This is a genomic window from Pseudomonas sp. No.117 (genome assembly GCF_054558395.1).
Window position 1 is genome coordinate 218,000 of record NZ_BAAJNP010000002.1, and the last position, 20,668, is coordinate 238,667.

At 65.9% G+C, this 20,668-nt stretch carries 20 protein-coding genes; 12 read left to right on the plus strand and 8 right to left on the minus strand.

Annotation, left to right across the window (positions count from 1 at the left end):
* Positions 1 to 113 precede the first annotated feature (113 nt).
* Positions 114 to 932: a posphoenolpyruvate synthetase regulatory kinase/phosphorylase PpsR gene (gene ppsR / locus ACYJP6_RS04530; RefSeq protein ID WP_459473745.1), complete on the plus strand. Its 819-nt coding sequence runs from the start codon at positions 114 to 116 to the stop codon at positions 930 to 932.
* 47 nt (positions 933 to 979) lie between these two features.
* Positions 980 to 1,609: a LysE family translocator gene (locus tag ACYJP6_RS04535; protein ID WP_459473747.1), complete on the plus strand. Its 630-nt coding sequence runs from the start codon at positions 980 to 982 to the stop codon at positions 1,607 to 1,609.
* A 1-nt stretch (position 1,610) separates the two neighbouring features.
* On the opposite strand, the gene ACYJP6_RS04540 is transcribed toward ACYJP6_RS04535, so the two are convergent.
* From ACYJP6_RS04540 to ACYJP6_RS04565, 6 genes are all read right to left on the minus strand, one after another.
* Positions 1,611 to 2,624 carry a uroporphyrinogen decarboxylase/cobalamine-independent methonine synthase family protein gene (locus ACYJP6_RS04540; RefSeq protein WP_459473749.1) on the minus strand — a complete coding sequence of 338 codons (1,014 nt, stop codon included), beginning with the start codon at positions 2,622 to 2,624 and terminating at the stop codon, positions 1,611 to 1,613.
* A gap of 146 nt (positions 2,625 to 2,770) precedes the next feature.
* Complete coding sequence (locus ACYJP6_RS04545; RefSeq protein ID WP_459473751.1) at positions 2,771 to 3,286, minus strand: GNAT family N-acetyltransferase; 516 nt, start codon at positions 3,284 to 3,286, stop codon at positions 2,771 to 2,773.
* Between the two features lie 84 nt (positions 3,287 to 3,370).
* The gene (locus ACYJP6_RS04550) at positions 3,371 to 5,773 is read right to left on the minus strand and encodes a TonB-dependent siderophore receptor (protein WP_459473752.1); all 2,403 of its coding nucleotides are present in this window, start codon (positions 5,771 to 5,773) and stop codon (positions 3,371 to 3,373) included.
* A gap of 403 nt (positions 5,774 to 6,176) precedes the next feature.
* Complete coding sequence (locus tag ACYJP6_RS04555; protein ID WP_459473754.1) at positions 6,177 to 8,174, minus strand: CHASE2 domain-containing protein; 1,998 nt, start codon at positions 8,172 to 8,174, stop codon at positions 6,177 to 6,179.
* Between the two features lie 10 nt (positions 8,175 to 8,184).
* Positions 8,185 to 8,811, minus strand: a complete 627-nt coding sequence (locus ACYJP6_RS04560; protein WP_459473756.1) for an OmpA family protein — start codon at positions 8,809 to 8,811, stop codon at positions 8,185 to 8,187.
* Complete coding sequence (locus tag ACYJP6_RS04565) at positions 8,808 to 9,254, minus strand: FecR family protein (protein WP_459473758.1); 447 nt, start codon at positions 9,252 to 9,254, stop codon at positions 8,808 to 8,810. Before ACYJP6_RS04565 ends, ACYJP6_RS04560 begins: the two co-directional genes overlap by 4 nt.
* A 268-nt stretch (positions 9,255 to 9,522) precedes the next feature.
* Here ACYJP6_RS04565 and ACYJP6_RS04570 point away from each other — a divergent pair, with 268 nt between their 5' ends.
* The gene (locus ACYJP6_RS04570) at positions 9,523 to 10,086 is read left to right on the plus strand and encodes a histidine phosphatase family protein (RefSeq protein ID WP_459473760.1); all 564 of its coding nucleotides are present in this window, start codon (positions 9,523 to 9,525) and stop codon (positions 10,084 to 10,086) included.
* A gap of 6 nt (positions 10,087 to 10,092) precedes the next feature.
* Here the strand turns inward: ACYJP6_RS04570 and ACYJP6_RS04575 are convergent, their stop codons facing one another.
* Together ACYJP6_RS04575 and ACYJP6_RS04580 are read right to left on the minus strand one after the other, a co-directional pair.
* The gene (locus tag ACYJP6_RS04575; protein WP_459473762.1) at positions 10,093 to 10,476 is read right to left on the minus strand and encodes a DUF1090 domain-containing protein; all 384 of its coding nucleotides are present in this window, start codon (positions 10,474 to 10,476) and stop codon (positions 10,093 to 10,095) included.
* 79 nt (positions 10,477 to 10,555) lie between these two features.
* Positions 10,556 to 11,365, minus strand: a complete 810-nt coding sequence (locus tag ACYJP6_RS04580) for an inositol monophosphatase family protein (RefSeq protein ID WP_459473764.1) — start codon at positions 11,363 to 11,365, stop codon at positions 10,556 to 10,558.
* A 305-nt stretch (positions 11,366 to 11,670) separates the two neighbouring features.
* On the opposite strand from ACYJP6_RS04580, the gene ACYJP6_RS04585 reads away from it, so the two are divergent.
* The 9 genes from ACYJP6_RS04585 to xylB all read left to right on the plus strand — a co-directional run bounded on the left by ACYJP6_RS04585 (position 11,671) and on the right by xylB (position 20,637).
* Positions 11,671 to 12,111 (plus strand): hypothetical protein, encoded by a 441-nt coding sequence (locus tag ACYJP6_RS04585; RefSeq protein ID WP_459473766.1) that lies wholly within the window; start codon positions 11,671 to 11,673, stop codon positions 12,109 to 12,111.
* 158 nt (positions 12,112 to 12,269) lie between these two features.
* Positions 12,270 to 12,515: a hypothetical protein gene (locus ACYJP6_RS04590; RefSeq protein WP_459473768.1), complete on the plus strand. Its 246-nt coding sequence runs from the start codon at positions 12,270 to 12,272 to the stop codon at positions 12,513 to 12,515.
* Between the two features lie 143 nt (positions 12,516 to 12,658).
* Positions 12,659 to 12,973 carry a hypothetical protein gene (locus ACYJP6_RS04595; RefSeq protein WP_459473769.1) on the plus strand — a complete coding sequence of 105 codons (315 nt, stop codon included), beginning with the start codon at positions 12,659 to 12,661 and terminating at the stop codon, positions 12,971 to 12,973.
* A gap of 269 nt (positions 12,974 to 13,242) precedes the next feature.
* The gene (locus tag ACYJP6_RS04600) at positions 13,243 to 14,514 is read left to right on the plus strand and encodes an ABC transporter substrate-binding protein (RefSeq protein ID WP_459474281.1); all 1,272 of its coding nucleotides are present in this window, start codon (positions 13,243 to 13,245) and stop codon (positions 14,512 to 14,514) included.
* A gap of 120 nt (positions 14,515 to 14,634) precedes the next feature.
* Positions 14,635 to 15,570: a carbohydrate ABC transporter permease gene (locus ACYJP6_RS04605; protein WP_459473771.1), complete on the plus strand. Its 936-nt coding sequence runs from the start codon at positions 14,635 to 14,637 to the stop codon at positions 15,568 to 15,570.
* Between the two features lie 10 nt (positions 15,571 to 15,580).
* On the plus strand, positions 15,581 to 16,414 hold the full coding sequence (locus ACYJP6_RS04610; RefSeq protein WP_459473773.1) for a carbohydrate ABC transporter permease: 834 nt from the start codon (positions 15,581 to 15,583) through the stop codon (positions 16,412 to 16,414).
* Between the two features lie 16 nt (positions 16,415 to 16,430).
* The gene (locus tag ACYJP6_RS04615; RefSeq protein WP_145004988.1) at positions 16,431 to 17,528 is read left to right on the plus strand and encodes an ABC transporter ATP-binding protein; all 1,098 of its coding nucleotides are present in this window, start codon (positions 16,431 to 16,433) and stop codon (positions 17,526 to 17,528) included.
* A gap of 66 nt (positions 17,529 to 17,594) precedes the next feature.
* Positions 17,595 to 19,070: a mannitol dehydrogenase family protein gene (locus tag ACYJP6_RS04620; protein WP_459473775.1), complete on the plus strand. Its 1,476-nt coding sequence runs from the start codon at positions 17,595 to 17,597 to the stop codon at positions 19,068 to 19,070.
* Between the two features lie 70 nt (positions 19,071 to 19,140).
* Positions 19,141 to 20,637, plus strand: coding sequence for a xylulokinase (gene xylB, locus ACYJP6_RS04625; protein WP_459473776.1), 1,497 nt, complete (start codon positions 19,141 to 19,143; stop codon positions 20,635 to 20,637).
* The last annotated feature ends 31 nt before the right edge of the window (positions 20,638 to 20,668 follow it).

Here is a 20,668-nt window from a genome sequence, read left to right on the forward strand (position 1 = left end):
CTTGTGTCTTTGTGGGAAAGCAGTACGCCTCGGCGCTCGTCCCATGGACAGTGGACGGCGGTAGGTTACAGTGCAGCGATCCCTGCCCCGCACGCCACCTGGACGTCCATGCCATGCAACGAACCGCCTTTTTCATCTCCGACGGTACCGGCATCACGGCCGAAACCCTCGGTCAGAGCCTCCTGGCCCAGTTCGGGGACATCACCTTCAGGAAGATCACCCGCCCCTACGTGGATACGCTGGACAAGGCCAGGGCGATGGTACAGCAGATCAACGCCGCCGCCGTCCAGGACGGCGCGCGACCCATCATCTTCGATACCATCGTCAACCGCGACATCCGGGCCATTCTGGACCAGTCGAACGGGTTCATGATCGACATCTTCTCCACCTTTTTATCCCCGCTGGAACGGGAACTTTCCGCCGAATCTTCGTATTCGGTAGGGAAGTCACATTCGATCATGCACAACAGCCACTACATGGAGCGCATCGAGGCCGTCAATTTCGCGCTCGAAAACGACGACGGCGCCCGCACCACCCACTATGCCCAGGCCGACCTGATCCTGGTCGGGGTCTCACGCTGTGGCAAGACGCCCACCTGCCTCTATATGGCGCTGCAGTACGGCATCCGCGCCGCCAACTATCCGCTGACCGAAGAGGACATGGAGCGCCTGCAGCTGCCCGCCTCGCTCAAGACCCATAGAGACAAGCTGTTCGGCCTGACCATCGACGCGGAGCGCCTGGCGGCGATCCGTCACGAGCGCCGGCCGAACAGCCGTTATGCAAGCTTTGCCCAGTGCGAATTCGAGCTGCGCGAGGTAGAGAGTCTGTTCCGTCGCGACAACATCTCCTTCATCAACACCACGCATTTTTCCGTGGAGGAAATCTCGGCGAAAATTCTGGTGGAGAAAGGCGTGGAAAGACGGTTTAAATAGCCCCTTCCCTCTTCCACCGCGCCCCTGGGGCGTATCAGGCGACCGCCATGAACCTTCTCGATGCCCTGCTGTTCTTTCCGGTCGCCCTGCTCATCGCCTTGACTCCCGGCCCCAACAACTTCTGTTCGCTGAGCAACGGCATCCGCCACGGCGCCGTCACGGCCGGCCTGGCGGCCCTGGGTCGGGACCTGGCCTTCGTGATCTTCCTGGTGATTTCGGCGGTGGGCCTGGGTGCCATGCTGCTGGCGTCGGAACAGGCCTTCACCGTCATCAAGTGGATAGGCGCGCTCTACCTGCTGTACCTGGGCGTGAAGAGCTGGCGCAGTCGGGCATTCGAAGGGCTGGACCTGAACGAGACGGGTACCGCGCAGCCACACCAGCTGCACCGGCTGATGCTGCAGGAATTCCTCATCGGCATCAGCAATCCCAAGGCGATCCTGCTGTTCGCCGCGATCTTTCCCCAGTTCATCGACCCCACCCAGCCGACGACCCAGCAATTCGTCTACCTGGGCGGCACCCATCTGTTCGCCGAACTGGTCGCGGCCTTCGTCTACGGGCTGTTCGGCCGGCAGATCCGCCGCTTCATCCGCGGCCCGCGCGGCGTACGCCGGCTCAACCAGGCCACCGGCGCCTTCTTCGCCGGAGCCGGCGGCCTGCTACTGACCGCCCACCGCTGATTCAGGACGACACCAGACCGGACTGGGCGGCGCCCAGCTTGGCCAGCGCCGCTTCGATCGCCGACCAGGGCCTTTCGTTGGCCGCCGCCGGCTTGGCCACGGCGGCCTCGCGGGCAGCCCGCACCAGCCGCGCGAACTCGCTGTTCGCCGCGGCCACCCGGTTCTCGTCGGCGTCCCGGGGCGGGATGGCGGATGCCAGCCAGAGCCGATCCTTGAGGCGCTCGCCAGCCTGGCGGGCGAACTGCAGGCGGCGCTCCCCCGCCCTGGATTCAGCGTCATCCTCCGCGATCAAGCCCAGGGACAGCGTCTTGTAGGCGGGTAGCCGGTCGAGCAGGCTCTGTTGCGCCTGGACCGTGCGTGGCCAGTCGACATGCAGGCCATCCACCGGCAGGCCGGCGGCCAGGCCGAGATTCTCGGTCAGCTCGCCATGGGTCACCGCGAGCAGCTTCTTGAGCGGTTCGCGCTGCAGCAGGTTGTAGGCTCTTTCGCAGGCCGTGCGCCAGGCCAGGGGCAATTCCAGGGCCAGGAGGGGTTCGTCGATCTGGATCCACTCCACGCCCTGCGCGGCCAGGCGCGCGAATATCTCGCCATAGACCGGTAGCAGGGCTTCCAGCAGGTCGAGGCGCTCGCCCTGCGGATCGAGGCAGCGGCCCAGCCATAGGTAGCTCAGGGGGCCCAGGATCACCGGCTTGACGGCCAGGCCCAGCGCCCGGGCCTCGGCGACTTCGACGAACAACTGCTCCCAACCGATGGCAAAGGTCTGGTCACGCTCGAACACCGGGAGCTGACAGGAGACTTCGCCCGCGAACCAGCGGCCGTATGTCTCCGAACGTCCTGCCCCGGCAGCCGCCTGGCCCACTAGGTAGGAATGCGCCAGGACGCGATCACCCCAGGTGAAATCGCCCACCGCGAGCAGCTCGCTGCCGGTTGCCTGCTGAGCCTGCCAATCTCGCTGGCGCTGCTTACGACCGCGGGTGGCGGACGCGGCGCTCTGGAAGTCGTCAAGGGTCGCCAAGGACGCATCTTCGTGTCGCTCGACCCGTTGAGAGCCCTGGGAATGAATCCTGACCATCACACACCTCCACCGGATAAGGCAGCGATTGTCCTATCTGGAAGTGCATGAGACAAACTCAGGTTTCTTGTATGAAACTCAAGTTTTCCTCATACAAGCGAATTGCCAGGCTTGAAGCGCGCCATGCTGTAGGCGTCGACGAAGACACCGTCGCGTAGCGCATAGCGGCGCAGCAGGCCCTCTTCCTCGAAGCCCAGCTTGCGATAGAGCGCCAGAGCCGGCTCGTTGTCGCTGAAGACGGTCAACTCGACCCGCTGCAGGTTCATCCAGTTGTCGGCGAGATCGAGCAGCGCCGTCAGCAGCTGGGTACCTATGCCCTGCCCCTGGCAATCCCGGGCGACGCCCATGCCGAGGGCACCGCAGTGCTGGCGGCGAATGCGCTGGTGCTGTTCGAGACTGGCGCTACCCACCACCCGGCCCTGCTGCAGGGCGACCAGTCCTATCCGCCCTTCGCGTTCGCCGCTCAGACGCTGCCGCCATTGTTCGGCGCTCTGATAGGGTAGCTGCAGCACCTGCCGCGCCACGGCCGGATCGCCATAGAGGGCAGCGAGGCCCTCGGCATGGCGGTCGGCATAGCGTTCCAGGTGGACGGTGGAACTGGACATGGGCAGCACTCCTTGGCGGAAGTCCGCAGCTTCGCCCAGGTCCAGGGGCCCGGACAAGGGCGAAGCGCAGGCGTCACGCGCCGGTTACAGCGTCCACTTCAGGCTGAGCATGACATTGCGGGGATCGCCGTAGGTGCCGAAACCCGTGCCGCTGGGAATGCCCTGCCAGTACTTCTCGTCGAAGATGTTGTTGAAGTTGACGCGGCCATCCCAGTGGTCGTTGAAGCGGTAGCCCGCCATCAGGCCGACCACAGAATAGCTGTTCTGCTTGGCCTCGCCGTTACCCACCCGCTTGAAGGTCTCGCTCTGTGCCAGCACATCGGCACCGATGCGCCACTTGCTCAGATCCCCGGTCAGTTGATAGCTGGTGGCAGCCTTAAACAGATGCTTGGGCTGCTCCGGAGCGAAGCGGCGGTCTTCGTAGATCAGATCCTTGGTGTACTCGCTCAGCACCAGGGTATAGGCCGCCGACGCCTGCCAGTTGGGCGCCAATTGCCCGGAGATCTCCGCATCGATGCCGCGGCTGCGCACTTCGCCGGCAGTGTCGTAGCAGGTACGGCTCTGCCGGGTGCACTCGATCGGCTGAGGGGACAGCTCATAGGCGCGGCCCTCCTGAATGGTCTCGAAGAGCGCTACGGAGGCATTCAGGGCACCGTCGAAATAGGCGCCCTTCAGGCCAATCTCGTAGCTCTTGCCCGTCATGGGCGCGAGCACGGAGTTACCGGTGTTCTGCTGGCTCTGCGGCTTGAAGATATCGGTGTAGCTGGCGTAGACCGAATAGGTGTCGTTCAGATCGTAGATGATGCCGGCATAGGGCGTGAATTCACGCGTCGCCTTGTAATCATCATCGCTGTAGAGATTGTCGAAGTCATACCAGCTGACCCGGCCGCCGACGATGACGTGCAGTGGATCTATGGGGTTGAAGCGCGCCGCCGCGTAGATCGCCTCTTCGGTCGTGGTGTTCTTGCTGGCATAGGGCGTCAGGCTGTCCTTGGCCGGCTTGGGAATGCTGCTGGGGCGGAAGTTGTAGATATCGATCGGTGTAGCACCCGAGTAGCCGCCACGCTGATAGAACTTCTCCTGCCGGCGACTCACCCCGGCCATCAATTCGTGCTCGCGGCCCAGCAACTGGAAGGGACCACTGACCGAGGCGTCGATGTTGAGCTGGTCGGAATCGGTACGGTAGGCACCGGAAGCGGTACCGAGATCGGCCACCGTGTTGTAGGCGTAGTTGTTGCTCGGCAGGGTGGTGACGTAGTTGGAATAGGTATCCGAATTCGCCCAGACCTGCTGCGCCGCCAGCTTGGCTTTCCAGCCGTTGTCGAAGGTGTGGGTGATGTCGGAGAACAGGGTGTAGTTGTCCTGATCCCAGTAGGCCCAGTCGCCGCTCAGGAAGGTGGAACGCGACAGGTGCAGGTTCTCGCCGTTGGGGCCGCTGGGCAGGCTGCCCCAGTCGGAGGTCTTGTCTTCACGCTGCTTGGACGCGCCGATGGTCCAGGTGGTGGCGTCGCTGAGGTCCGCTTCGAGGACGCCATAGAAGGTCTGGCGCTTGCGCTCGCGCACGTCCTGGAAGCTGTTGCCGTCTTCGTAGGCAGCGACGGCGCGGCCCCGCAGGGTACCGGCCTCGTTCAGCTTGTTGGAGGCGTCGACCTCGGTGCGGTAGCGGTCCCAGCTGCCGGCGCTGGTGGTGACGCTGACCTGGGGGAAGGCGGTCGGCCGCTTGCGCACCAGATTCAGGGTGGCCGAAGGATCGCCGGCGCCGGTCATCAGGCCAGTGGCGCCACGCACCACTTCCACCCGGTCGTAGATGGACAGATCGGCGGAAGACAGGGTGTCGAGGGTGAAGGTCCCGGCCGTGGTGGGTAGGCCGTCATACATGATGTTGTCGATGCGGAAGCCGCGGGAGAGGAATTCCTGGCGGTCGCCGCCGAACTTGTTCAGCGTCACGCCCGGGGCGTATCTCACGACATCGTTGAGGTCGGTCATGCCCTGGTCTTCCATACGCTGCCGGGTGATGACGCTGACCGACTGGGGTGTCTCGCGGATCGACAGCGGCAGGCCGGTGGAGGTGCTCATCGCCCCGGTGGTGTAGGAGCGGGTGCCTTCGGTGGTGGCGCGACCGGCCAGGGAGCCGTCGTCGGCGGTGATGGTAGTGGCATCCAGGGCCACGCTGCCCGGGCTCGCCTGGGTGGCCACCGGGACGATGGTGGCGACCGAGCCGGTGACCGACGCCGCCAGTCCACTGCCGGCCAGCAGGCGCTGCAGGGCGACCTCCGGCTCCAGGCGGCCTGCAAGCGCCGGGGCGCGCTTGCCTACCAGGGTCGCAGGATCGTAGTTGACCTGCAGGCCACTGGCACGGGCGAAGCTCTGCAGGGCGGTGGCCAGCGGCTGGGCCGGCTGCGACAGCGACAGGGGCACGGCCTGGGCCAGGGCCGTAACGCCCAGGGAAACGGAAAGCGCGAGAAGGCGAAGGGAGAAGAGCTGCATGTCGTTGGTCGTCCTCTAGGGAGACACCGACCCGTCCGTACCCCACGTAAGGACTCTCTGGAAAGACTCCAGGGACCGGTATCCGATGCCGTCTTGCGCGGCGGGACGCAGGCTATGCAACTCAGATGCGCCTGTAAATGCAAATTAATATCATAAGTGACATCAGATAATCGCTTACTCTTACTCAGCCGCTCAAGGACGCGGCTTTCCCGACGCTGGCCATCCATCGCCGCGTAGACGATATTTTCAAGCAAATGTTTCGAAGATGAGCAGAGGGTCGAGGCGCGCGGAGGTATTGATCAGCAGCCGTCGAATGAAATGGGCAGACGAATAGGCCCAGAGTCCAATAAGGAAGATGCTTGCTGGCCTTGCGTGGCGCCGACCCAGAGCTTCCAGCCGTAGATCAGGCCAGGCGGCGCGAGCCGCCGGCGCCTTCGTCGTGGAAGCGTTGGGCGATGGCCAGGATCTGCGGCTCGATGGCCAGGAAGGCGTCCAGCACCAGGGGGTCGAAGGTGCTGCCGCGCATGTCGCGCATCAGCCCGAGCGAGTGCTCGTGGGTGAAGGGTTCCTTGTAGCAGCGGCGGCTGATCAGGGCATCGTAGATATCGGCCACCGCCATGATCCGCCCCGCCAGGGGAATGTCGGTTCCGGCCAGGCCATTCGGGTAGCCGGTGCCGTCCCACTTTTCGTGGTGGGTGCTGGCGATGTCGGCGGCCAGGGCCAGGAAGTTGTCCTCTTCCAAGTGGCTGGCGGTGCTGAGGATGATCTGGCGGCCGAATTCGGCATGGCGCTGCATCACCGCCATCTCGTCCGGCGTGAGGCGCCCCGGCTTGAGCAGGATGGCGTCCGGCACCCCGACCTTGCCGATGTCGTGTAGCGGCGCCGACAGAAACAGCAACTGGATGAAATCCGGCGTGAGCAGCTCCGGCGCCTGACCGGTGAGGCGCAGCTGTTCGGCGATGGCGCGCACATAGTGCTGGGTGCGCTTGATATGGGCCCCGGTCTCAGGATCACGCGTCTCGGCGACCGCCGCCATGGACTCGATGGTGACCTGCCGCGAACGCTCCAGTTGGCGACGCCAGCGCTGCTCGTGGCGCCGTGCCACGACGCTGCGGGTCACCAGCGCCAGGCCCGAGAGCAGCACCACCAGCAGCAAGGGGGCGGCCAACGGCAGGAACAGGTCGGCACGGATGAACAGCCAGGCGGCGAGCAGTTGCGGCAGCACGATCAGGCTGCCCGCCAACAACGCAAACCGCCGCTGACTGCGATTGAAGAAGAAGCCCGCGGACAACAGCAGCCCCCCGGCCAGGCACAGCAGCGCTTGCAGCGGGCCGGCGAAGCCGGGGACCCGCACCAGGGTACCGTCCAGCAGGTCTTGCGTGAGAGCCGCCTGCAACCGCACCCCGGAAAAGGTCTGGCCCAGGGCGGTGGCGTGCAGGTCGTTGAAACCCGCGGCGGACACCCCGACGAAGACGACCTTGCCCTTGAGCGCCGCGGGCGCCACCGTACCGCTCAGCACCGCCAGCGCCGAGACCTCGGGATAGCGTTCGGCCCCGGCATGGAGGCGTAACAGCGCCTGGCCCTGGTGGTCGACCGGCAGGCGGCGATCGCCGAGCCGCAAGGTCGGACCGGCGAAGCCCGTCTCCACCTCGGCCTGGGTGAGCCCCAGGGCGCGCAGCGTGGCCGCCAGCGCCAGGCTCGGATGCAGGATGCCGCGATGCTTCACTAACAGGGGGACCCGCCGCACCACGCCGTCGCTGTCGCGCTGGCTGTTGATGAAGCCATTGAAGCGCGTCTGGCTGGCGATCGGCGCGACGCTGTCCAGGGCCCCGCTCGCCTCGGGTGGGTCGAGCGCGTCCAGCGCGCCGGTGAATCCCACGCCGGGCCGCAGGCCGCCGCCGACCGCGGGTTGCTGGTCGAGGAAGAAGAAGCGGGCGCCGACGGCGCCAACCTGACCCATGACGTAGCCGAGATAGCCATCGTTGTCCTGCAAGTCCTCGGGAACGCCGGACACCTGCAGCTCCACACCGAAGTCGTGCTTGAAACTCTGCTGCAAGGCCTTGAGCGAGGTGCGGTCCGCTTCGCTGAACAGCACGTCGACGGCGATGGCGGCCGGCTCGGCTTCGGCGATGCGCGCGAGCAGCTGGGCGACCCGATACCGTGGCCAGGGCCACTGGCCGAGGGCGGCCAGGCTGGCCTCGTCGATGCTGACCACCTGGACGCCCGTGGCCTCTGCGTCGGTCGCCGCCAGCCGGCTGAGCTGATCGTAGGCCAGGCGGTCGAGCGCCTGCAGAGGCATCCACTGCTGCAAGGCGCCGAGGCCGAAGACCAGGGAGAGCCCGAGGCTCACCAAGAACATCCAGGACGCTCGACGGCGCAGCACGCTGGCAATGGGCTTCATGCACCGAGCTCTAGAGGATCAGGATTTCAGCGCGGCGATTGCGCGGCTCGGACTTTCCAGGACGGGACGGCAGCAGCGGCACCGTGTCGCCGAAGAACTCGACGTTGATGACCAGCTTGGGGTCGAGTCGCTGCAACAGGCCGGCGACCTTGCGGGCCCGCTGGGCCGAGAGGTCGAGGTTGTAGGCGGGGGTACCGGAGGCATCGGCGTGGCCGAATACCGAAATCTCGGTCGGCATGCGCTGGCGCGCCGTCTCCAGCACCTGCGGCAGGAGCGCCTTCGACTGCGGGGTCAATTCCATGCTGTCGGAGAGGAAATTGAGGATGAAGGTCTTGGGGGGCGATGGCTGGGCCGCGAGCACCTGGCGATGCTGCTGCTCGAAGACCGGCTGATCCACCGCCTGCGCCGGGGTGGGTGCCTGCCCGGGTTGCGCCACGGTGACCTCGGCGAAGCCCTGGTCGATGGCCTGCCGCCCGGCGGAGCTGGCGACCGAGACGGCGCCGACATGGCCATCCTCATCGGGCAGCAGCACCACCCGTGTCTGGGGTGGGCTGGCACAGCCACCGAGCAGCACCAGGCTGGCCAGGAGCACGGCCAGTGCCCGGGGAACCTCGGACCGAAACGCAGAGGCCTTCATTGCGCCTGTACCAGGAAGCGGGTGCCGCGCACCCCGATGGTGGCGGAGGGCGTTTCGATCTTCACCGAGTCCGGCGAGACCTTGCCGATCTTGCCCGAGGAGTAGATCGCCGAGCCCTTGCTCAGGTACAGGGAAAAGCCGTACTGACTGCGCTTGGGCTCGAACAGGTAGTCCCGCACCTGCACATCGGCGCCACTCCCCAGGGTGAGCAGGGTGCCGTCGAGAAAGACGATGGCCGCGGTGGAATCCGGCCCTGCCTGCAAGCGATCGGCCACCTGCAGGGTAGTGCCGGCCTGGGCGGCGAAGCTGGCCGCCTGGCGCACTACCGTCACCTGGCCCGCGACGCTCTTGACCAGCGCCACATGACCCTCCTCGGCGGCGACCAGGGGCGAGCCCAGCCACTGCAGTCCAAGCAACGCCAAGGCGAACAGCGTTTTCTTCATAACTTCCTGGTCCTGAATGGACATGCGCAGAGGGTGGCTGGGCACGGTGGGAGGGCGGCCTTGGGCTGGCGAACCCGCGCGCTGAAGGCCTTGGCTTAGCGGTCGTCATACCAGATTCGTGAACCCAGGCACCTTCTACCAGATAAACGAGCCGAGCGGCACGCCTAGGTGCATGAGTGGCGTTTTGCCACTATTCGATACCGGATGGCCAAGCGAGACGAACGGTCATGGCCGCGGTCTAGAGAGCATCTTTCCAAGGCCATCCTCCATGCAGATCATCCTGGTTCGTCACGGCAAACCCGACCTTTCCAGCAAGGCCCGTTGCACGCCACGGGAAATGAAGGACTGGGTGGCGCGTTATCAGGAGGCCCCGGTGCCAGGTGATCGGGTGCCTGCGCCAACGCGCCGGCTGGCGCAGGAAGCCGGGGCCGTGGTGAGCAGTCCGATCAGCCGTTGCGTGCGCTCCTTGGAGTATCTCGTGGGTCATGCGGACAGCCCGACCGACAAACTATATGCCGAGGCGCACCTGCCCTATCTGGAGCTGGACGCCCCGCGGCTGCCGGTCAAGGCCTGGCGTCTGCTGTTCCGCTCGGCCTGGTTCCTCGGCTTCGCTGCCCATACCGAGTCCATCGGCTCATCCTCGGTGCGCGCCAGCCAGGCGGCCGAGCGGCTGATCGCGCTGGCCGAGCGGCATGGCTCGGTGCTCTTGCTGGGGCACGGCATCATGAACGTGCTGATCGCCTGGCAACTGCGCAAGCGCGGCTGGCACGGACCTCTGCACCTGCTGCTCAAGGACTACTGGAAGCCCAGCTGTTATCGCAAGGAGCGCTGAGAGCCCTCAGCGCTCCAGCTCGGCGCGGGCCTCGTCCAGTTCGCGGCGGGCCTCGGCCAGCTTTTCCGTGCGCGTGCGGATCTTGGCGGCATCGCCCTTGGCCTGGGCGTCGCGCAGATCCCCTTCCCGCTCGGCCACCTCTCGCGTCCTGGCCTGGATCGCCGCCAGCCGCTGCTGACGCAGGCCGGCATCGGTGCAGTGTGCCTGCACCTCACCCAGCGCGCGGCGGAGCCCCGCCAGGCGCCCCGCCTGGCCTTGCGCCTGGGCGTGCGTGATCTGCTCTTCGAGCGCCAGGCGTTTCGCCGCGCAGCCCTGGGCTTCGGCGGCGCCTGCCAGCCCGGGCAGGGACAGCAGGGATCCAAGCAAGGTACCGACCAGCCAGACCTTCATCGTTGCGCTCCCGATTATCTGCTGTTTCCGATTGGGACCCGCCGGTGCCGAGATCGTCCCGTCGCGCCGGATACCTTCCTCAGGCATCCAGCGAAGGACCGACCAGGGCGGCGAGCTGGTCGTAGACGCCCGGCGCCGCGACCAGCAGCGGATTGCCGTTGACCAGGCCATCGTTGCGCAGGAAGGCGTTGTGGCGGCCACCGGCTTCCTGGATCAGTACCAGGCCGGCCAGGCAATCCCAGCCGTGGATCAGGGTTTCGTAGTAGCCGATCAGGCGGCCGGCAGCCACGTAGGCGGTCATCAGCGCCCCCGAGCCGTTGCGGAAGAACTGGCCGCCCTCGGCCAGCAGGCCGGTCACGAACGGCAGGAAGTGCTCCTTGCCACGGCGGTGGGTGGTACCCAGGCCGGTCAGCCCCTGACGCACCTCGGTAGCCGGATGGACGCGCAACGGCTGGTCATTGACGAAGGCGCCATGGCCACGCAGGCCGTGGAAGAGTTCGTCATGGTTAGGGTCCATGATGGCGCCGAGCAGGGGCTCACCGTCGTGCAGCAGGCCGATGGACACGCACCAGTTGTGCAGGCCGTTGAGAAAGGGGGCGGTACCGTCGATGGGATCTATGACCCAGAGGTAGGCAGCGGACAGGTCGGTGGCGCCGCCCTCCTCGCCCAGCAACCCATCGCTGGGAAAGCGTTCGCCGAGGCGCTGGCGGATGAGGTCTTCCAGCGTCTTGTCGGCGATGCTGACCACGTCCTGCAGGTCATCGCCCTTGTGGTCGACTTGCAGCGCGCCGCGCTGGCGGTAGAAGGCGAGCCCCTGCTGCGCCGCTTCGCGGGCGATCTCCTGGACGGCGAGGTAGCGTTCGGCGATGGCGGGATCGAGGGCGCTCATGGGTATTCCTGAGGTTGCTGACGGGAGGGCGCCAGGGTGCCAGCTCAGCCTCGGAAAAAAAATACCTGGCACGCCACCCGGCCTGCCTCGGGGCACGTCACCTAATTAGCGGAGCCGGTGCTGATCGAGCCTCCAGCCACACGACCGCAGGTCGGCGAGGCCGGCCGCCTTCACTGGCCTGTCATCTGGTTGCTGCAGCCTGTCGGCCAAGGGTAGTCGATACGGTTAAATGCCTCGGCGGACCGCACCAAATCCGCCAGCAGCCGGTCAGAACAATCGAGTGCTCGTTGTACCGGGAGGACGCCATGACCGCACACGCTTCGCCATTCACCGGCAATGACCAGCTGCAACAGCTGCGTCGCCTGATCCCCAGACGGCATTTCGAGTGCCTGGAGCGCCATCTGGAACTCCTGTCGACGGAGTTTCCGCTGTTCGACCATCCTCCCCTGATCATCGACTGCCCGGTGGCCGAGACCCTGGAAAACCTCGGCATTCGCGCCTTCCAGTGGCAAGGTCCGTGCGACATGCCGCAGCGCATGGCGCTAGGCAGCGCCCTGATGGGTGAGGGTTTTGTCGCCCAGTCCAGTACGCCCGAGTACACCCTCTACCTGAATGTCCGCCAGGAAAAGGTGCTGCTGCGCCAGGAGACGGCAGCCGGTCAGACCCTGGTGAGCCTGGTGTCGGACTGCCCTGCCCTGTTCGCCTACCTGGCTGCCAAGCATGGCGTCGCCGCACCGGTAGCCTGAGTCCTTGCCTATTTCAGCAGGATCGCCAGCGCTGTGACTGGCTGGCGATCACCAGGGCGAACGCGGTCACAGTTGCACATTAATGGCGGGTGAACGCGGAACCGAACAGGCCCGACAGTGGTAGATTCGCGCTTCGGATCTACCAGGAGACCCAAGGAATGGGAATTCGTATTCTGGCCAGCGTCATCGCGCTTCTCGCCGCCTTCCAGGCCGAAGCTGCCACCCTCCCCGCCGTACCCCCGCTCAAGCTCGCCGATCTCAGGCTCAGCGTACCTTCACCAGCCGCCGAGGCTGCCGCCGCCAAGACCGAAGCACACCGCCAGCACAACCGCCAGCTCGTCAACCACAGCCGCTGGCCGAACGAGCGCCAGGCCCTGGCCCCCGAACAACGCTGGGTGTTTTGAGCCCCTGTCGGGATGCCGACGGATGGCAGGGCATCCATCTACCTTTTTGATCCCGCAAATGGAATGAATGGCCTTTTTACGGGTCCGTCTGGTTCTACGGGCAGGTCATTCGTCTGCCCTTTCCAAGAGCACGCGGAGCTGCCATGAAACGCCTGACCTTTCTTCTATTTGCCGCGCTTACCGCGTGCAGCTCGGCACCGCCCGCGCCGCCGGCCGATCCGACCCAATTCGGTGGCCGTACCCAGGAGCAGCTCAAGCAGAGCTTCGGCTCCCCGCAACGGGTCGACCAGCTGGGCCAACTGGTTGTCTACGAATACCGCAACCTCCGGGCACCAGGTGCTGCTACACCCGTCTACTCCTTCCTGATCGAGAACGAACGGGTGATCGAATCCACCCCTGGGACCTTGCACCTGTACCGTGAAGACGGCATCACCAAGGTCAAGGCCGAAAGCCTCTGAGCAGGCGCTTGCGTCGGGTCCAGGCAGAAATCCAGCCTGGACCGAGGTGCAAAAAAGTATTGATTTTGGTGTCTTCCAGCATTTGTTTCCCAACCGCCAACGGGCTGTAATCCCTCCGTGGCTTCCGCTACAAGGGCCGTCATAGCCGGCCGCGTGGTGGGTTACAACAACAAGAAAAAGCGTCTGTTGCCGTGGCACAGGACGCGGAGTGCAAGATGAAAACAACACCAAAAGCGCTTTTATTGTCCGCTGTCACCCTCTCCGCCGGCATGGCGTTCGCGCTGGCCGTCCAGGCGGCCGAAACCGTCACCATCGCCACCGTCAACAACAGCGACATGATCCGCATGCAGCGGCTGTCCAAGACCTTCGAAGACCAGCATCCCGATATCAAGCTCAATTGGGTGGTCCTCGAAGAGAACGTCCTGCGCCAGCGCCTGACCACCGACATCGCCACCCAGGGCGGCCAGTTCGACGTCCTCACCATCGGCATGTACGAGACCGGTCTGTGGGGCGCCCAGAACTGGCTGGAGCCGATGAAGGACCTGCCGGCCAACTACGATCTGGAAGACCTCTTCCCATCGGTACGCGAAGGCCTCTCGGTCAAGGGCACCCTCTATGCCCTGCCCTTCTATGCCGAAAGCTCCATCACCTACTACCGCAAGGATCTGTTCCAGCAGGCTGGCCTGACCATGCCCGCCCAGCCGACCTGGACGCAGATCGCCGAGTTCGCCGGCAAGCTGAATCAGCCGGACAAGGACCAGTACGGTCTGTGCCTGAGGGGCAAGGCCGGCTGGGGCGAGAACATGGCCCTGGTCACCACCATGGCCAATGCCTTCGGTGCGCGCTGGTTCGACGAGAAGTGGCAGCCGGAATTCACCGGTCCAGAATGGACCGCGGCGGCCAACTACTACGTCGACAACCTCAAGAAGTACGGCCCACCCGGCGCCTCCAGCAACGGCTTCAACGAGAACCTGGCGCTGTTCAACAGCGGCAAGTGCGCCATCTGGGTCGACGCCAGCGTCGCCGGCTCCTTCACCATGGACAAGAGCCAGAGCAAGGTGGCCGACAGCGTCGGCTTCGCCGGCTCGCCCCATGAGGTCACCGACAAGGGCTCCTCCTGGCTGTACGCCTGGTCGCTGGGCATCCCGGCCACCTCCAAGCACAAGGACGCGGCCAAGACCTTCGTGACCTGGGCCACCTCCAAGGACTACGCCAAGCTGGTCGCGGACAAGGACGGCATCGCCAACGTGCCGCCGGGCACCCGCAAGTCCACCTACAGCCAGGCCTATATGGACGCGGCGCCCTTCGCCAAGGTCTCCCTGGAGATGCTGCAGCACGCCGACCCGGCCCATCCCTCGGCCAAGCCGGTGCCCTATGTCGGCATCCAGTACGTGACCATTCCCGAGTTCCAGGCCATCGGCACCTCGGTCGGCAAGCTGTTCGCCGCAGCCCTCACCGGGCAGATGCCGGTCCAGCAGGCCCTGCAGGCGGCGCAGCAGTCCACCGCCCGGGAAATGAAGCGCGCCGGTTATCCCAAGTAGCGCCAGGTAGCGGGGTCCGCGCCACGCGGATCCCGCCCTCGCGGTTTCCTGCCTGACCCGTCGCTGGCGTCGCGAGACGCCAGTGCCTCGTCACGGCCTCCTGCCTTGCGGAGCATCGCCATGCAGACTTCCACGCTCAAGACGCCCGCCGTCGATACCCCTGCCGCCGCCCCCGCCCGTCGTCCTCGTCGACGCGCCGGTCCCGGCTGGTTCCTGATCAGTCCGTCGGTGGCCCTGCTGCTGGTGTGGATGCTGGTGCCCCTGGGCATGACCATCTGGTTCTCGCTGATCCGCTACAACCTGCTGTATCCCGGCGAGCACGCCTTCGTCGGCCTGGAGAACTTCGAATACTTCGTCACCGACGCCGGCTTCTGGCCGGGCATGACCAATACCCTGCTGCTGGTGGGCAGCGTGCTGCTGATCAGCGTGGTCTTCGGCGTGCTGATCTCGGCGCTGCTGGAGGCCAGCGAGTTCTTCGGTCGCGGCATCGTGCGGGTGCTGCTGATCTCGCCCTTCTTCATCATGCCCACGGTCAGCGCGCTGATCTGGAAGAACCTGATCTTCCATCCGGTCTCCGGCATCCTCGCCGCGGTCTGGAAGCTGTTCGGCGCCACCCCGGTGGACTGGCTGGCCACCCATCCGCTGCTGTCGATCATCCTGATCGTCTCCTGGCAGTGGCTGCCCTTCGCCATCCTCATCCTGATGACCGCCATGCAATCGCTCGACCAGGAGCAGAAGGAAGCCGCCCGCCTCGATGGCGCCGGCCCGGTGGCTATCTTCTGGCACCTGACCCTGCCGCACCTGGCGCGGCCCATCGCCGTGGTGGTGATGATCGAGACGATCTTCCTGCTCTCGGTGTTCGCCGAGATCTATACCACCACCAGCGGCGGCCCGGGCTTCGCCTCCACCAACCTGGCCTACCTGATCTACAACCAGGCCCTGCTGCAGTTCGACGTCGGCCTGGCCTCCGCCGGCGGCCTGATCGCCGTGCTCATCGCCAACATCGCCGCCATCATCCTGGTGCGGATGCTTGGCAAGAACCTGACCCAACAGTGAGGACCCTGACATGCTGACGCTCAAGCAATCCCGGCGCCTGCAGAGCCTGCTGCTGGGCCTGCTCGCCTGGCTGGTGGCGCTGCTGCTGTTCTTCCCGATCTTCTGGATGGTGCTGACCAGCTTCAAGACCGAGATCGACGCCTTCGCCACCCCGCCGCAGTTCTTCTTCATCCCCACGCTGGAGAACTACCTGACCATCCAGGCGCGCAGCGACTATTTCCACTTCGCCCTGAACTCGGTGGTGATCTCCTTCGGCGCCACCCTGCTCAGCCTGTTGCTGGCGCTGCCGGCGGCCTATTCCATGGCCTTCCACGAGACCAGGAATACCCAGCGCCTGCTGCTGTGGATGCTCTCCACCAAGATGCTCCCGGCGGTCGGGGTGCTGGTGCCCATCTACCTGCTGGCCAAGCAGTTCGAACTGCTCGACAGCCGGCTGCTGCTGATCGCCGTCTACACCCTGATCAACCTGCCGATCGTGGTCTGGATGGTCTACACCTACTTCAAGGACATCCCCAAGGACATCCTCGAGGCGGCGCGCCTGGATGGCGCCACCACCTACCAGGAAATCGTCCGGGTACTCTTGCCGATCAGCAAGGGCGGCATCGCCTCGACCATGCTGCTGTCGCTGATCCTGTGCTGGAACGAGGCCTTCTGGTCGCTGAACCTGACCTCGTCCAATGCCGCGCCCCTGACCGCGCTGATCGCTTCCTACTCCAGTCCCCAGGGCCTGTTCTGGGCCAAGCTCTCGGCCGTCTCGACGCTGGCCTGCGCCCCCATCCTGATCTTCGGCTGGATCAGCCAGAAACAACTGGTGCGCGGCCTGTCCTTCGGCGCCGTCAAATAACAAGAGGATTCCTGTCATGGCCAATCTGAAAATCCGCAGCCTGCGCAAGGGCTTCGACTCGCTGGAAATCATCAAGGGCGTCGACCTGGACATCAACGACCGCGAATTCGTGGTCTTCGTCGGCCCCTCCGGCTGCGGCAAGTCGACCCTGCTGCGCCTCATCGCCGGCCTCGAGGAGGTCAGCAGTGGCACCCTGGAACTGGACGGTCGCGACATCACCGAGGTCTCGCCGGCCAAGCGCGACCTGGCCATGGTGTTCCAGACCTATGCCCTCTATCCGCACATGAGCGTGCGCAAGAACCTCTCCTTCGCCCTGGACCTGGCCAAGGTCGACAAGCAGGAGGTGGAGCGCAAGGTCAGCGATGCCGCGCGCATCCTGGAACTGACGCCGCTGCTGGAGCGCAAGCCGCGCCAGCTCTCCGGTGGCCAGCGCCAGCGGGTGGCCATCGGCCGCGCCATCGTGCGCCAGCCGAAGATCTTCCTGTTCGACGAACCCCTGTCCAACCTGGACGCCGCCCTGCGCGTGCAGATGCGCCTGGAACTGGCGCGGCTGCACCAGGAGCTGCAGGCGACCATGATCTACGTGACCCACGACCAGGTGGAAGCCATGACCCTGGCCACCAAGGTGGTGGTGCTCAACGGCGGCCGCATCGAACAGGTCGGCTCGCCGCTGGAGCTCTATCACCATCCGGCCAACCTCTTCGTCGCTGGCTTCCTCGGCACGCCGAAGATGGCCTTCCTCAAGGGCAAGGTGGTGGCCACCGATGCCCAGGGCGTCGAGGTGGCGCTGGACGCCGGTCCGCGCCTGCGCCTGCCGCGCCGCGGCGATGGCCTGGCGGTCGGCAGCCCGGTGACCCTGGGTATCCGGCCGGAGCACCTGCGCCTGGCCGCCGATGGCCAGTTGCCAGTGATCACCGACGTGGCCGAGCGCCTGGGCAGCGACACCTATTGCCACATGGTGACCGAAGCCGAGGAAGCCCTGACCGTCCGGGTACCCGGCGACTGCGCCGTGGCCTACGGCGAACGCCAGCGCCTGGCGCTGGACGTGGAGTTCTGCCACCTGTTCGACGAACAGGGCCGCGCCGTCGCCCCGCTGCTGCGCCAAGCCGCCTGATCAACCCCTTTCCCGCGTCCCCGTGCCCCTGTCCGGGCAGGGGCGCCGCCTGCCAGGATCCTCGTCATGAAACTCAATCGCCAGCATCTCGCCCAACTCCCCGACTACATCGCCAAGCCCGCCTACGCCGCCTGCGAGCTGCGCCAAGGGATCGTCCACATCGGCGTCGGTGGCTTCCACCGCGCGCACCAGGCCATCTACACCGAGGCCCTGCTCAATCAGGGGCGCGACCTGGACTGGAGCATCTGCGGCGTCGGCCTGCGCGCCGAAGACCGCGCCATGCGCGACGCCCTGGCTAGCCAGGACTATCTCTACACCCAGGTGGTGCTGGCCGACGAGCCGGACACCGAGGTCCGGGTGGTGGGCGCCATCAGCGGAATGCTGCTGGCCGAGGACGGCACCCAGGCGCTGATCGACAAGCTGGCCCACCCCAGCACCCGCATCGTCTCCCTCACCATCACCGAGGGCGGCTACTGCATGGACGACAGTACCGGCGAATTCAACTTCAAGCTGCCGCTGATCCAGCACGACCTGCAGCATCCGGGCGATCCGCGCAGCGTCTTCGGCTTCCTGCTGGCAGCCCTGGCCAAGCGCCGCGCCGCGGGCACCGGTCCCTTCACCGTGATGTCCTGCGACAACCTTCCGCACAATGGCCAGGTCACCCGCAAGGCGCTGCTGGCCTACGCCGCCCTGGTGGATGAAGAGCTGCACGGCTGGATCGCCGAGCAGGTCAGCTTCCCCAATGCCATGGTCGACCGCATCACCCCCATGACCAGTGCGGCCCATCGCCAGGCGCTGCTGGCCGAGCACGGTGTCGAGGACGCCTGGCCGGTGGTCTGCGAGCCCTTCCTGCAGTGGGTACTGGAAGACAAGTTCGTCGCCGGCCGTCCGGCCTGGGAGGACGTCGGCGTGCAGTTCACCGACGACGTCACCCCCTACGAAGAGATGAAGATCAAGCTGCTCAACGGCAGCCACCTGGCCCTCACCTACCTGGGCTTCCTCAAGGGCTACCGCTTCGTCCACGAGACCATGGCCGATCCGCTATTCGTGCGCTACATCCGCACCTACATGGACGAGGACGTCACGCCGCAGCTGGCCCCGGTGCCCGGCATCGATCTCGCGGAGTACAAGGACACCCTGATCGAGCGCTTCTCCAACCGCGCCATCGCTGACCAGCTGGAGCGGGTCTGCTCCGACGGTTCGTCGAAGTTTCCCAAGTTCACCGTGCCGACCATCAATCGCCTGATCGAGGACGGCAAAGAGCTGGATCGCGCGGCCCTGGTAGTCGCCGCCTGGGCGGTCTACCTGCGTGGCGTGGACGAGACCGGGGCGACCTATCGCATCCCCGATCCGCGCGCCAACTATTGCGAGGAGCTGGTGCAGGATCAGAAGAACCTCACCGAGCGCCTGCTGGGTGCCGAGGAAATCTTCGGTAAACATATCCCGAAATCCGCCGCCTTCGTTGCTGCCTTCGAGCGGCAGCTGTACAACTTGCGTACCCATGGGGTCAGCGCGACGCTGCAGACCCTGCTCGGCGATTAGGCTGCGGCTGAAAACGGTCTGCATCGGCGATTGTTCCGCCAAGCCCAACAACAATAAGGAGCGGCCAGGCATGAGATTTCTCGGGATAGATTGCGGTACCCAGGGCACCAAGGTGGTGGTCCTGGATGCCGAGCGCGGTACCGTACTCGGTGAGGGCAGCGCCCCCCACCGGCTGACCGAAGGCGCCAACGGCCGTCGCGAGCAGGAACCGGCCGACTGGATCGCCGCCCTGGTCAGCGCCACCCGCGGCGCCCTGGCCCAGGCCGGCAGCGATGGCCAGGACATCCTCGGTGTCGGCGTCTCCGGCCAGCAGCACGGCCTGGTGCTGCTCGACGACAGCGGCAAGGTGCTGCGGCCGGCCAAGCTCTGGTGCGACACCGAATCCACCCCGGAAAACCAGCGCCTGCTGGAGCATTTGGGGGGCGTCGAGGGTTCCATCGAGCGCCTGGGCCTGGCCATCGCGCCGGGCTACACCGTCTCCAAGCTGCTCTGGACCAAGGAACAGCACCCGGAGGTGTTCGACCAGATCGCCCAGGTGCTGCTGCCCCACGACTATCTGAACTTCTGGCTGACCGGACGCGCCGTGGCCGAATACGGCGACGCCTCGGGCACCGGCTATTTCAGTGTGCGGACGCGCCAATACGACCTGGAACTGCTACGCCATATCGATCCCAGTGGTCGCCTGGAGCGCGCTCTGCCGGCGTTGATCGAAGCCGACCAGCCGGTCGGTCGCCTGCGCCCGGAGGTCGCCAGCCAGCTGGGCATTAATCCCCAGGCGCTGGTCTCCAGTGGCGGCGGCGACAACATGATGGGCGCCCTGGGTACCGGCAACAGCCGCGCCGGCCAGATCACCCTGAGCCTGGGCACCTCGGGCACCCTCTATGGATATTCCGACGAACCGCGGATCAGCGATCACCCGGCGGTGGCGGGCTTCTGCTCGTCCAATGGCGGTTGGCTGCCACTGATCTGCACCATGAACCTGACCAACGCCAGCGGCCAGATCCGCGAGCTGCTCGGCCTGGACCTGGCGGAATTCACCCGCCTGGTGGCGGAGTCGCCGGTCGGCGCCGAAGGGGTGTTGATGCTGCCCTTCCTCAATGGTGAGCGGGTACCGGCACTGCCCACCGCCACCGCCAGCCTGCATGGCCTGACCGCCACCAACCTGACCCGCGCCAACCTGTGCCGGGCGGTGGTCGAGGGGGTGAGCTTCGCCCTGAGATACGGCTTCGACCTGCTGCGCGACCTGGGCATGCCCGGCGACACCCTGAGGCTGATCGGCGGTGGCGCCAAGAGCCCGGTGTGGCGCCAGCTAATCGCCGACCTGATGAACACCCCGGTGGTCTGCCCGGTCCACGGCGAAGCCGCGGCCCTGGGGGGTGCCTTGCAGGCCGCCTGGTGCTGGAGTCGCGCAGAGGGCCGCCCGGAGTCCCTGGACAGCCTTACCGAACGCTGCGTGCACCTGGACCCGGCCAGCCGCGCCGAACCCGATCCGGCCCGGGTCGCCGAGTACGAGGCGGCCTACCAACGCTATCGGCAGCAGCTGCGCGAGAGCTACGGGATCGCCTAGCGGATGGGCAGTCGCCCCTACCGCGAGACCC